Origin of the sequence: Coleofasciculus sp. E1-EBD-02 (genome assembly GCF_040218245.1) — a bacterium.
GTDB lineage: Bacteria > Cyanobacteriota > Cyanobacteriia > Cyanobacteriales > Coleofasciculaceae > Coleofasciculus.
The window spans coordinates 1-12,745 of the sequence record NZ_JAVJQN010000007.1 but is presented as its reverse complement, the minus strand read 5'-3'; the positions used below and the strand labels follow the sequence as shown (position 1 = coordinate 12,745).

Annotated in this window: 9 protein-coding genes and 1 pseudogene; 8 read left to right on the top strand and 2 right to left on the bottom strand. The window is 40.9% G+C overall.

Annotation, left to right across the window (positions count from 1 at the left end; all coding sequences use genetic code 11):
• The first annotated feature begins 145 nt into the window (after positions 1-145).
• The 8 genes from RIC07_RS00640 to RIC07_RS00605 all read left to right on the top strand — a co-directional run bounded on the left by RIC07_RS00640 (position 146) and on the right by RIC07_RS00605 (position 10,429).
• The gene (locus RIC07_RS00640) at positions 146-1,531 is read left to right on the top strand and encodes a DUF1887 domain-containing protein (RefSeq protein ID WP_446392825.1); all 1,386 of its coding nucleotides are present in this window, start codon (positions 146-148) and stop codon (positions 1,529-1,531) included.
• On the top strand, positions 1,528-3,249 hold the full coding sequence (locus RIC07_RS00635; protein ID WP_446392824.1) for a Cas10/Cmr2 second palm domain-containing protein: 1,722 nt from the start codon (positions 1,528-1,530) through the stop codon (positions 3,247-3,249). Before RIC07_RS00640 ends, RIC07_RS00635 begins: the two co-directional genes overlap by 4 nt.
• Entirely contained in the window at positions 3,212-3,904 is a 693-nt protein-coding gene (locus tag RIC07_RS00630) for an RAMP superfamily CRISPR-associated protein (protein ID WP_446392823.1), read from the top strand. The genes RIC07_RS00635 and RIC07_RS00630 overlap by 38 nt, the downstream gene beginning before the upstream one ends.
• Positions 3,901-5,523, top strand: a complete 1,623-nt coding sequence (locus tag RIC07_RS00625; RefSeq protein WP_446392822.1) for an RAMP superfamily CRISPR-associated protein — start codon at positions 3,901-3,903, stop codon at positions 5,521-5,523. The genes RIC07_RS00630 and RIC07_RS00625 overlap by 4 nt, the downstream gene beginning before the upstream one ends.
• Positions 5,513-7,021, top strand: a complete 1,509-nt coding sequence (locus RIC07_RS00620; protein ID WP_446392821.1) for an RAMP superfamily CRISPR-associated protein — start codon at positions 5,513-5,515, stop codon at positions 7,019-7,021. Before RIC07_RS00625 ends, RIC07_RS00620 begins: the two co-directional genes overlap by 11 nt.
• Entirely contained in the window at positions 7,014-7,577 is a 564-nt protein-coding gene (csx19, locus tag RIC07_RS00615) for a type III-D CRISPR-associated protein Csx19 (protein ID WP_446392820.1), read from the top strand. The genes RIC07_RS00620 and csx19 overlap by 8 nt, the downstream gene beginning before the upstream one ends.
• 89 nt (positions 7,578-7,666) lie before the next feature.
• On the top strand, positions 7,667-8,254 hold the full coding sequence (locus tag RIC07_RS00610) for a Uma2 family endonuclease (RefSeq protein WP_446392819.1): 588 nt from the start codon (positions 7,667-7,669) through the stop codon (positions 8,252-8,254).
• Positions 8,255-8,293: 39 nt separating this feature from the next.
• Complete coding sequence (locus RIC07_RS00605; RefSeq protein ID WP_446392818.1) at positions 8,294-10,429, top strand: TIGR03986 family type III CRISPR-associated RAMP protein; 2,136 nt, start codon at positions 8,294-8,296, stop codon at positions 10,427-10,429.
• A gap of 158 nt (positions 10,430-10,587) precedes the next feature.
• On the opposite strand, the gene RIC07_RS00600 is transcribed toward RIC07_RS00605, so the two are convergent.
• A complete protein-coding gene (locus tag RIC07_RS00600) occupies positions 10,588-11,898 on the bottom strand; it encodes a Glu/Leu/Phe/Val family dehydrogenase (protein WP_446392817.1) in 1,311 nt (436 codons plus the stop codon).
• A 533-nt stretch (positions 11,899-12,431) separates the two neighbouring features.
• Positions 12,432-12,608, bottom strand: a pseudogene (locus RIC07_RS00595) (transposase); the annotation flags it as partial.
• Between the last annotated feature and the right edge of the window lie 137 nt (positions 12,609-12,745).

Here is a 12,745-nt window from a genome sequence, read left to right as displayed (position 1 = left end):
GGATGGCATAATTTTGGGTACAGAGGCGATCGCGCCCTCGACTCCTCCCCCTCTCAATCCCATGGAGATAAGTTGGATTAGAGTGTTAAGGAAGAGCGATCGCTTATCTCACCCCAGCAGCAACGTCATACACAGGTTAGCCACTATGAACACATCTGAGTTGGATAAGTACAAAGTCGATCATCTGTTCTTGCTCATTGGAGAAAATCCCTTGCCTAATTATGTAGCAGCCAGACTCTTGTTAAACGACAAACAATCTTCAAATCATGAAAGAACTTTATATCTCGTTCACACAACTTGGACAGAAAAAGCAGCTAAACGTCTCAAAAATATTCTGCAATCTGAAAGTGACTCTCCTAATCTATGTGACTCAGAAATTCAACTTCTCTCTATCAACGACGATGAAGCAGACGCCTATAGGATTAAAGAGAAAATTCGTGAAGAGTTAGATTATATTTCTAACGGCAGTATAGGTTTAAACTATACAGGTGGGACAAAGGCAATGTCAGTTCACTCGTACAGAGCCTTATTTTACGATCAGCGTGATCAAAGTCAACAACAATATACAAATACAAAGCGAAAAAATGTTGTGTTTAGTTATCTAGATGCACGCCGTCTACAAATGTGTATTGATAATGAGGAAGGAGAACGCGATGCCATCAAGGTTACACCGGAGTTACTTCAAGTTGATTTAAAAATAGTTTTCGAGTTACATGGTTGGAAATGGGTTTCTTCTCCTACTGATAAACCCCAATTATCTAAAGCTGCTCAAGCATTTGCTGAATTTCATCAGCAGTCAGAAGATGCAGCAGCTAAATGGCGAGAATGGTGTGATCAAGTGTTACGCTCAGATACAAAAGATGGAAAAAATTGGAAAGGTGAGCAAGACCTTAAACAAGTTTATAATTTAAGTTTAGAAAGATTCGATTCTTGTCCTCAAATAAAAAATGCTTTGAACGATTTAGGAATAACCGGACGACAACTCAATCTTTACAAAATTAAAGAACAAGGACTTAAAAAACTAAAGCACGTTTGTGAATGGCTAGATGGCGAATGGTTAGAACATTACGTACTCCAGCAAGTTCAGGAGATTCTTCCAGATAAGTTAAGTCAGGATAAGGATAAGGATAAGGATAAGGATAAAATGCAAAGCGCGACTTCTTTTTGGATGTCTCCTGATGAATCAAAGGAGCAAAAATTTCAATTTGACGTTGCCTTCATAAAAGGTTATCAGCTTTTTGCCATCTCTTGCACTACAGATAGGACTTTGACATTGTGCAAGTCCAAGCTTTTTGAAGCGTACATCAGAGCGCAGCAACTTGGAGGTTCAGAAGCGAGAGTTGCTTTAATTTGCTGTCTTAATAAAAATCATGTCAATAAACTGAAGACAGAGATTGTCAACGTTTTAAATCCAAAACCTGATGACCCAACAAAAGACCATAAAATCGAAATTTTCGGACGAGAAGACCTTATAGGGATTTCAGCCCAAATTAAAAAATGGATTGAACAAGTAGATCGGGAGACACGATGAAAGAATATACTGTGACTGTACTCAATACAACCAAAATTCAATCCTATATTTTTGGCAGTAACAAACTTCGAGAAAATATAGGAGCTTCATACCTAGTCAAGCAAGCTACTGATGAGTGGGTTAGAAAAACTTTAGCAGAGCCAGATTTAGGTGTTCCCGAAGCGCATCAACAAGATCCAATCGAACAAAGTAACTGGATTGCTGAAATTGTTTATGCGGGTGGCGGTAATATGATAGTGTTGTTTAAATCCCATGATAATGCTATTGAGTTTACCAAAAAATTGAGTAGGAGAGTTTTGAAAGAGGCTCCAGGGATTAATCTAGTCGTTGCTCATCAAAGATTTAATTGGGAGAAAGATAAACTCCACGAAGTCGTTGACGATTTGATGAAGAATGCGCTAGAACAGCATAAATATAAACGTATTCCTTCTGCTCCACTGCTGGGTTTAGGTGTGACAGCCGTTTGTCATTCAACTCAGTTAGTAGCCGTAGATACTAGCGACAATCCAATTTATGATATGCCGAAGGATAGCAAACCTTATTTAATTTCACCAGAAATTGCGGCAAAGCTCAAAGCTGTTCATCGAGCCAATGATGAACTAAAAGAAATGATTGAAAAAATGCTGGAGAATAAAGAAAGTCATAGTTTAGATAAATTTAAAAAATATGAACTGCCCTTAAGAACAGACCAAATGGGACGTTCTAGAGAAGAAAACAGCTATGCTGCTGTAGTTCATATAGATGGTAATAGCATGGGAGAACGATTCCGAAAATATGGGGAAAAGCAATCAGAAGAGTATCCCGAAGATCCCAGTCGTGCTAATCGTGCTTATGTTGAAGCAATGGGTCACTTGTCCGAAAGTATCGATCAGGCAGGTAAGCAAGCATTGAACAAAGTAATCGAGGTATTAGTTGATTCAATTCAAGAGTTAACTGAAAATAACCACACCGTTAAAAAAGTAGTAGGTCAGCTAGGTCAGTTTGCAATTGAAGGTAACTATTTACCCTTCCGCCCTCTAGTCTATGGAGGTGATGATGTTACCTTTGTTTGCGATGGGCGTTTGGGTTTAGAACTAGCATCTATTTATCTCAATGAGTTAGAGAAACCTCAAATGCCAGATGGTCTGTCTATTAAAGCCTGTGCCGGAATTAGCATTGTTAAAACCCATTATCCTTTTGCTAGAGCTTATGAACTCAGCGAAGCTTTATGCAGAGAAGCAAAGCGGTTAGTAAAAGCACAGAAGCAATACGAACCCGAAGGATTTTCTGCTCTGGACTGGCATATCGCAAGTAGCGGTTTAAGTGGTTCAGTTTCGGAAATTCGCAAGCGGGAGTATCAAGTTGCTTATGGTGAGTTATGTATGCGACCTATTCGCCTAAAACTATACAGCGATGAATGGCAAAACTGGGAAGGTTTTACTAAGGTTATCAATGATTTTGTCAGCGACAAAGATTGGAAAGATAGCAAAAATAAAGTTTTAGCCTTGCGGGAAGTTTTACGGGAAGGAATTGATGCGACAAAGCAATTTATAATCAATTACAGACTCGCACAGTTGCCGCGTTTCCTTCCAGAATCGAGTCGTCCAAGTCGTGGGTTAGCAAGGGAGGGTTGGTTGAATCGAGTTTGTGGCTATTTCGATGCAATTGAAGCAATGGAATTTTACTTGTCATTAGAAAAAGATGTATCGGTATCAACTGAAAATACAATTACTGAGTGATACAACGTTTGGACGAGGAGATGGAGTAGCGGGTTTAGTAGACCAAGAAGTAGAACACAACGCCTATGGGTTTCCTTTTTTGCGAGGGCGTACCCTCAAAGGGTTACTGAGTGAAGAATGCGACAACTTGATCGCCGTTTTAAGTGATAATAATACTCAGTGCTATTGGCAAAAAGTCGCTTGTGCTGTGTTTGGAACGCCTGGAAGTCACCTCGGAACGATGGGTGCAGTTCATCTGGGAGATGCTTGCTTACCAGATGACCTTAGAGAAGCTGTTGCTTATCAGGTGCAGGATGGAATTCTAACTAAAACAGAAGTGCTGGAGTCTCTAACTACAATTCGTCGTCAGACAGCAATGAATCCCAATGGAACACCTGAGCCAGGGAGTTTACGTTCGTTCCGAGTGGTCATACGTCAGCTACATTTCACGGCTAAGTTATATTTTGAGACTAACCAAGTAAAAGTTGATGGAATTTTGATTCCGTTAGAAGAGATGTTATCACTTTTAGCGGTTGGCGCACTGGCACTTCGACACTTAGGAAGTGGTCGAAATCGAGGACGAGGCTATATACAATGTACTCTATGCGATGCTCAAGGAAATGACCTTACTGAACGTTACTTAGGTGACTTCGGCACAACTAAGGAGGCGGTATGAAAGCCCTGAAAATTACCCTAAAAACTCAACAACCCATTCTGGCAACTTCTTTCCAAGGTGATCCTAACAGCGATGTATCCTATTCCTATATTCCAGGAAGCATGATCCGGGGGGCATTAATAGGTCGTTACATGAGGCAATACCACCTCTCAGAACTTGATTTGAGTAATTCTGAAGTTAAGCGGTTATTTTTTAATGACGCTAGTACGCGCTACTTGAATGCTTATCTGTTAAGTCAAGACGGTAAGCGAACTCTACCAGTACCTCGTTCTTGGTTTAAAAATAAAGATGATGAACTTAATGATCAAACCAGGAAAATTACCGTTTATGACTTTAGTCTTAGGAAAAATGAAGATAATTCTCCAGAGAGTCCTCAACCAGTCGGTGATTGTTTTTGGACAACTGAAGATGGAAGGATAACGCTTTACAAAGAAAAGCGACGGATTAACGTTCATAATCTGCGAAACCGTAAAAAAGGAAAAGGCACTCCAGATGAAGGAGAGATATTTCGTTATGAAGCATTAGATACTGGACAACGTTTTCAATCTGTTATTCTGTATCAGGAAGATAAGGATAGGGCAATTTTTGAGAAATTACTAGGAAGTGATAAGTTACAGGCTGAAGAGAAAGAAAAACCAGACTTATGGCTAGGAGGTTCTCAGAGTGCAGGATACGGACACACCAAGATTATCGATATCCAAACTCTGGCTAATGAAGTACCTACAGATTGGAATGAAATCGCCACCTCATCTCAAAAACGTGAGGGAGATAATTTAATTATTACACTTCTGAGTGAAACAATTCTAAGAGATGAAAAATGTGGTCAAGTTATCGCTGATGCCAATTTAGTTAAGCAAGAAATTGAACATATTCTCACCAGAAAACTACCTTGCCCTATTCCAGTTTATGCTAGTAGCACTTTAATTGGAGGCTTTAACCGAAAATGGGGATTACCCTTACCTCAAGTTCCTGCTTTAGCGGCTGGAAGTGTTTTTGTTTTTGCAAATGTCGAAATCAGTGCTAGTGAGATTCAACGTTTAGAGGAACAAGGAATTGGAGAACGACGGCTCGATGGTTTCGGGAGAATTGCTATTAATTGGACTGTTACTTGGGATAAAGAGGTATCTTTTAACGTTCACTTACCAGCTCAACAAATACCGACTAAATTTTACTTAAAGTCGGAGGATTCCCGTTCTATAGCGGCACTCATGGCGGAGAGACTATTAAGACAAAAATTAGAGCAACAAGTTCAGAAAAAAGTTAGTCCTCTTACTCCAAAAGGCGATATCAGTAATAGCCAACTTTCTAGACTGGAAATTGTAGCCATAGAAGGGTTAAGGGTAGGGAGTCGCTTACCTGTTTTAAGGTTACTATGTAACCTACCGTCCAACACTCGAACTAAGTTCAAACAAACAAGAATCTCTGGTGATCCCCTTGACGAGAAAATTTACGAATGGTTAAGAAAACCAACATCATGGATGAGTAGTCCGCACAATTTGCGAGTCGATGTTGCTGAAGTGACTAAACGTTTAAGTCAGCGGCTAGCCATAGAATATACTCTACGACTAATTATAGCGATCGCGAAAAATGCTATTAAGGAGAAAGCCAATGAGCAATGAGCGTTTAAATCGGAATCAGCGCCATCTCATTGAACGCATCATTGTTCGTGGGACTCTGGTGCTAGATACACCCACTTGTTTAGGGAATGGGGATACTGAGGGAGTGACTGACTTAATGCTCCTGCGAGATAGCATTACCTCTAAAGCTCTCCTAACTGGCGCATCGATTGCGGGTGCATTGCGAAATTATATTCATGAGTATCAATATGGATACCCAAACAGCGATGAATACAAGGAAAAGAAACAAGAACTGTCAAATAATCAAACGAATTTAATAAGTTACTTATTTGGGGCGGAACGTCAAGATGAAAATGGCAATCAAAGTCCTTTAATTGTCTATGATTCAATTAGTAACGAAGTTCCCACGGTTGAGCGGCGCGATGGAGTCAAAATTAAAAGTGAAACGGGTACAGCCGATGACGGAGCTAAATACGATCTAGAATTTCTCGCTGCTGGAACAGAATTTCCGCTGTGTTTTGAGTTGCTAATTGAACAAGATACAAATAAACTTCTCCTTCTTGATGCTTTTACTTTGGCATTGCAAGGTCTAGAAAATCATGAAATCAGCATCGGGATGAAAAAGCGGCGGGGTTTTGGTCGCTGTCATGTAGACGAATGGCAAGTTTGGGAATTTGATTTAAGACAATATCGCGATCGCGTCGCCTGGTTGACTCTTGATCGTTCTTGGTCAAAACCTTACGCCAAGCCACCCACCACCAGCCAATCGATCGCAGCCGCACTGGGAGTCACTCCCGCACAACCGGATAGGCGTGATCGCTTCTTCCTCGAAGCTACCTTTAAACTCGCCAGTCCCTTGCTAATTCGCTCAGGTCAAGACTCCACGGGTTGTGCGCCTGATGTGGTGCATTTGCGATCGCATCGAGACGGTGAACTCAAACCTGTGCTATCTGGAACCAGTCTAGCAGGCATTTTGCGCCATCGTGCTGAGCGTATTGTTAATACCTTGGACAAGTCTGAGAAAATTGTCAATGATGTATTCGGCTTTGTCGAGGAAAACAGTAAACAAGCAAAAGCCAGCCGCCTAGTGGTACATGAACGCGTTATCGAAAATAAAGATGACTTGGTGCAAAACCGCATTGCCATTGACCGTTTTACAGGTGGTGCTTATCACGGTGCTTTGTTCAGCGAACAGCCAATATTTGGTAGTGACAAAACCATTGTCACTGTTGAACTAGAGTTGCGTAACCCAAAAGATTATGAAATAGGCTTACTTCTGCTATTACTCAAAGATTTGTGGACAAGTGATTTACCTGTTGGGGGTGAAAGTAGTATTGGACGAGGAAGATTACAGGGAAAAGACGCAACATTGACTTGGCACAAATGGGATAAGGAAAAGAAATTACAGCAGAAAGAGGAATGGACAATTGTTCAAGTCGGTGAAAACCAACCTCTTGAAGTGAGTGACTCTGACAGATTAGAAGAATTTGTTCAACATTTAGTCAATTATCCAACTGAGGTGGTGAAAGCTAATGAATAAACCGGATTGTAAACTCATTGAGGATGCTCAAGATATTATCGATACGCCCTCTTTGTACAATTGGTTACAAGCTAAGGCAAAGCAGTATGAATTGCAATACTTATTAGCTCATGCTGAAGACGGTGTGATTTGGGGACACTTTAGGGAACAAAACTATCAGCTAGTAACATCTGGAGATGATGACGTGTTTCCCCAGCTTACTAAGTTGCGTCTTTGCACCCTCCAACAATGCCGTATCTTTGGCAAAAATACTGAAGTGATGCTCTGGAAAGTGGGTCAATACGACTGGAAAGCACGTTCCATTGAGGATAAATATCTGTCAGAAGAGGACTATATACCTGAAGACCAAATTCTTTGGGGAACTAAAGCCGAGAAGGAATCCAATGGATTTACTTTAGTGTCAGATGGCTCTCAAGGTTTAAAACACGCTGTACCTTTAAGTGGGAGTTTTAAAGGTAAAGATTCTCGACCCTTACGTTTAAAAGTACGTCATTATATTGATTATGACGAAAGTGGTGTAGCAAGAATTTATCTGAGTCGTCTGGTTGATTTATAGTTTGATAGCAATACTGAGATTTTGGGTATTTGTCTCAATGGCATTGAACTCACATTAAAATAAGAATAGATTGCATTAAGGAGCAAATCATGATTACCACTCGTGAACACTATCAAAAAATGACGGCTGAAGAATACTTAGAATGGGAAGCCAAGCAAGAATTTCGCCATGAATATATTGACGGTGAAATTCTTGCTATGACAGGGGGAACTCTTCCTCATAATGACATTGCCCTTAACTTCTACAGGACTTTATATCCTCATATACGTCAGAGGGACTGTCGAGTTAATGTGTCAGATGCGAAAGTTCAGGCTCGTAAAAATAGTCGCTATTTCTATCCCGATTTAGTTGTCAGTTGCGATCCTAATGATTTGAAATCTCGCGATTTTATTCAACAGCCTACAGTTATTGTTGAGGTTCTTTCTCCAGGTACAGCCAATTACGATCGCACGAAAAAACTCAATTATTATCGCCAGATTCAGAGTTTGCAAGAATACGTCTTAGTGGATTCAGAAGAAATAGTAGTTGAGGTTTATCGTAGAGGAGAAGGTAAGATGTGGCTTTATTATGAGGATGAAGCCGGGGAAGCGATCGCCTTAGAAAGTATTGAGTTTGAGTGTGCGATCGACCTGCTGTATGAAGGTGTTAGCTTTGACCAAGAGTTAGAGGATAAATAGAGATTAAGTTAATTCACTGAATCATAAGAAAACTGAACTATGAATCCTAAGCATATAGACCAAGTACAAGATGAACGTCGTGCTGTTGCTCCTTATAACTTTGTGGAATTACCTGACACAATCGTTCCAGCAGAACCTTTGCCTGACAAAAATTGCTATCACGACTATTCGGAACATAAAATTAGTCAAGAAAATACCATTAAAATTCAACGTCATACGGGTCAAATAGATTGTACAATCACGACATCTTCGCCACTATACATACGCTGTGGCATGACACCAACTGATTTTGCTAAATTCGGCAGCAAACCTGACGATGAGTTGACGGATGCCGAAAAAGAAGAAAAGCGTAATCGACTTTCTTCGTTCTTTGAAAATCCGGCAAATTTATTGCCGACTATTCCCGGTAGCAGTATTCGAGGAATGCTTCGGACAATAATTGAAATTATCAGTTACAGCAAAATTGATAAAGTCGCCGATAAAAAACTAATTTACAGAGATTTTATTCATCCTTCATTACAAGAAGCTTATCGCAACCGTCTCCTGCGAGAAGAAGGAGATAAAAGATACTCTTTTTTAATGCAAGCTGGCTATATTGTATCAGCGGGTTCTGGCTGGGCTATTCAACCAGCTAAAAAACTGGTACAAGGTGCATCTTTTGCAAGAATTGAAAAATCTCAAATTAAGCAGTTAGTACAACGACGCTGGCATGACATCCATAATGCGCGTCAAGTAACTGTTCATGTTGATCCAATAAACTGGCATCTTCACAGAGGAGATTTTATAGAACTGTATTATGCCAAGGCAACTCCACCTTGGGGACATCGTGATAAGTCATCGGGAGTATTAGTGAAAACAGGTGATATGCCTAAAAAAAAGATGGAGTGTGTAATTGGCTTACCTGATGACTCGGTAAAATCAATGCCAATTCCTGACTCAATGCTTCAAGATTACAAAGAGCAAATAACTAAAAAACAAAAAGAGGAAATTCTAGAAAATAAAGAGGGTGTTTTAAAAAATATGCATCCGGTGTTTTATTTGATGGAAGATGATAAATTAGTATTTTTTGGACATACCATGATGTTCCGTTTACCCTATCATAAGTCAATTCAAGAATTTATTCCTAGTTGTGAGTATAAAACTTTGTCTGACTACTCGTACAATTCACCCTTGCTAGATATAACTGACGCCATCTTTGGCTTTGCTAAGGACAAAAAACAAAAAGAAGAACAAACTAAAGCCGGACGAACATTTGTTAGTGATGCCAAGTGCAAAAAAACTGCCGATCAAAATATCTGGCTAACGACTAATGCTACCAAAGCAATTACTCCAAAAATTTTAGCGAGTCCAAAACCTACTACGTTTCAGCACTACTTAGTACAGACTAGTGACAAACCTGAAGAGCTAAAACATTATGACAGCTCACCTAACGAAACTGCAATTCGCGGTCACAAGCTGTATTGGCATCAAGGAAATGTCAAACAAAGCCAGATAGAAGAGGGGGACACAAAGGAAATTGAAAAAGCACCTTCTCAGTATACTGATATTAAGCCGATTAAAGAAAATGTATCTTTTGACTTTACTATTTGGTTTGAAAATCTCAGTGACGTTGAATTAGGCGCTTTACTCTGGCTTCTCAATCTTGCCAATGATGATGAATACCGTCTGTCATTAGGTATGGGTAAACCTCTAGGTATGGGAGCTATAAAAATTAACATTAATTGCTTTTCAATAACTAACTATCAAAAGCAATATAATCAACTTTTTCACAACGGTAAATGGGCGAGTGCCGCTTACAAAGCTGATTATATTCAAGCGGCTAAACAACAATGTTTGCGAAATTTTGAGCATTACATTTGTCAACACATCGCTCCAGAATTTGAGCGTTTACAGGATGTACCGCGAATTAAAACTCTGTTGGCAATGCTGCGCTGGACTGGTGTTTCAGAAAACTCAAGTCGATATATGGAAATTGAGCGCAAGCAGCAACCTTGTATTGGTAAGTTAGGAAACAATAGCAAGGGAACAAATGAATATAAAGAGCGCCCAGTGTTACCAACGCCTTTACAAGTAATCAAGGACGATCAAGAAGAAAATTATCCGGGTTCTTCATCATCTTCATCTGGAGGAGGAAGTAACCCAGCAGCTTGGCAAAGACCAAAACGACCACGATGAGCAAAACTTAAACTTGATGCAAAATTAACTGAGGTACAGTCTCTAAGCAAGATACCCGACTTCTTCAAGAAGTCGGGTATCTGTCTGTGTACCTCAGGTTTAACAACGTTATTGGTAAAACCCGCCCCTACCCCTGCCTTCGCGATCGCGTGAATAAATTACCGGGAATTCATGCCAGGAATGCGACCATTGACATAGTAGTCTCGGGTTCCTTTAGCATTAAGGGCTTCCCCTAAGCGATTCAACGCATGAACATAAGCGGCGGTTCGCAGGGAAACCGCTAACTCTTTGGCAATTGACCAAATATATTGGCTTTCTTCCACCATTTTCTGCTTCAGGTTTTCATTCACTTTTGCCATTTTCCAATAGAGTCCACTGCGGTTTTGTACCCATTCAAAATAGCTCACTGTCACCCCACCGGCATTAACCAGAATATCGGGAAAGACAAGAATTCCTTTGCTGTCTAAAACCTTATCCGCCTCTGAAGTAATCGGACCATTGGCGACTTCAAAAATATAGCGGGCGCGGACATCGTTAACATTCTCATGGGTAATTTGATTCTCCAACGCCGCCGGAATCAGAATGTCTACATCTAAGGCTAAGAGTTCGGCATTGGTTAACCGTTCATGTTCAACAATATTACAAACCGTGTCTTGACAGTAAACCGCTTGCAGACTTTGACTTGACATTTTATACTGGCGAATACTGGGAATATCTAAGCCTTTTTTGGCATAAATTCCGCCTTGAGAATCACTGATGGCAACAACTTTATAGCCCGCTTTCGCCAGCAATTCTGCCAATACCGCCCCGGCTTTACCAAATCCCTGAATCGCGATTGTCGTGTATTGGGGAATCAAATCCAGTTTAGGTGCCATGGATTCAATCACAAAGTAAGCCCCCGTAGCGGTTGCGCCATCGCGCCCCACGCTTCCACCCATGGTGATAGGTTTACCCGTAACGACAGCGGGACTAATTTGACGCCGGATGATACTATATTGATCCATCATCCACCCCATAATCATGGCATTGGTGTAAACATCAGGGGCGAGAATATCCACATCCGGTCCAATAAAATCGGCGATCGCGTCAATGTAGCCGCGACTGAGGCGTTCGAGTTCCAGTTTGGATAAGCCTTTGGGATTAACCGTGACTCCCCCCTTCGCACCACCAAACGGTAAATTTAGTACCGCACATTTAAATGTCATCCAAAAGGCGAGGGATTGAACTTCATCCAGAGTAACGTTGGGATGATAGCGTACACCGCCTTTTCCGGGTCCCCTGGTGTCATCATATCGAACTCGATATCCTTGTAGCATGGTTAATGAGCCATCATCCATGCGAACCGGGATGGACACACTCAGGCTCATTTTAGGATGCTTTAAGCGTGCGATCGCATCTTCGGAAATCGAGACATGTTTCATCGCCGCTTGCAATCGGGTGCCAGCATCAGCTAATAATGAATCAGACATTCCATTGTTCCTCATAAAGATAAGGGATTGAACTAAAATTAGAGAGAATTTGATCGCAAGACAAATCGCCCCCTGGGATTGGGATTGAACCAGGAAACCCAATCACCAGCACAGCTTGCTTGGCGATTCAAGTCCCTAATGTCCAGACTCCAGCGCCAGTTGAGTAATTTTGGGTTCAAATTAAGCAAAACTTATATATAGGCGCGATCGCGCTTGTCGATGAACAAAACAACGGCTTAATCTCTCCTTGCTCTAGAAAAGATTAAAGTCGGTGCGATTTGTCCTTACTACGATTATTTCACGAGATTTGATTAAATTGCCAATAACGTGTAGTTTTCGTTACTTTTTTAACATAAAGTTTACATTTCGCTTGTAGTTGCGCTTTAGCGCCGGTATAACGTTGAGGTTAGTTCCTACGTGGACGCGCTTATAGGCTCGCATCCCTTACTACCAACTCTAACCTTGCACAGTTAAATTATACAACTGTTAGTTCCTACGTTGACGCGCTGATAGGCTAAAGCCCTTACTACAAACTACAAACTAAACTTATCCCACTCTTTCCCATAATCTTGAACAGGAAATCCAACCCAACACTGTCTCAACCACTCTCGCCCCCTTTCCTGCAAATACCAGTGAACACTACTTGTGTCCCAATCATAGGGAGATTCAACATAATTATGTTTCACCGGATTGTAGTGGATATAGTGTAAGAATTCAGGTCTGTGTTTAGCTCATCAATCAGCCTGGGTGTACGAGCCGTGCAAAAGTAAGTTGGGAAAGGGAATTAAGTCATATCGGCGAGTGCGCCCAGGCTCAAAACCCCAGCATCAGGCTGATACCACCTATC

What these genes read in the sequence shown, in the direction of transcription:
- RIC07_RS00635 (WP_446392824.1), top strand. Translation starts at nt 1,528, where the DNA reads ATGAAAGAATATACTGTGACTGTACTCAATACAACCAAAATTCAATCC.
- RIC07_RS00630 (WP_446392823.1), top strand. Translation starts at nt 3,212, where the DNA reads ATGTATCGGTATCAACTGAAAATACAATTACTGAGTGATACAACGTTT.
- RIC07_RS00625 (WP_446392822.1), top strand. Translation starts at nt 3,901, where the DNA reads ATGAAAGCCCTGAAAATTACCCTAAAAACTCAACAACCCATTCTGGCA.
- csx19 (WP_446392820.1), top strand. Translation starts at nt 7,014, where the DNA reads ATGAATAAACCGGATTGTAAACTCATTGAGGATGCTCAAGATATTATC.
- RIC07_RS00605 (WP_446392818.1), top strand. Translation starts at nt 8,294, where the DNA reads ATGAATCCTAAGCATATAGACCAAGTACAAGATGAACGTCGTGCTGTT.
- RIC07_RS00600 (WP_446392817.1), bottom strand. Translation starts at nt 11,898, where the DNA reads ATGTCTGATTCATTATTAGCTGATGCTGGCACCCGATTGCAAGCGGCG.
- RIC07_RS00610 (WP_446392819.1), top strand. Translation starts at nt 7,667, where the DNA reads ATGATTACCACTCGTGAACACTATCAAAAAATGACGGCTGAAGAATAC.
- RIC07_RS00640 (WP_446392825.1), top strand. Translation starts at nt 146, where the DNA reads ATGAACACATCTGAGTTGGATAAGTACAAAGTCGATCATCTGTTCTTG.
- RIC07_RS00620 (WP_446392821.1), top strand. Translation starts at nt 5,513, where the DNA reads ATGAGCAATGAGCGTTTAAATCGGAATCAGCGCCATCTCATTGAACGC.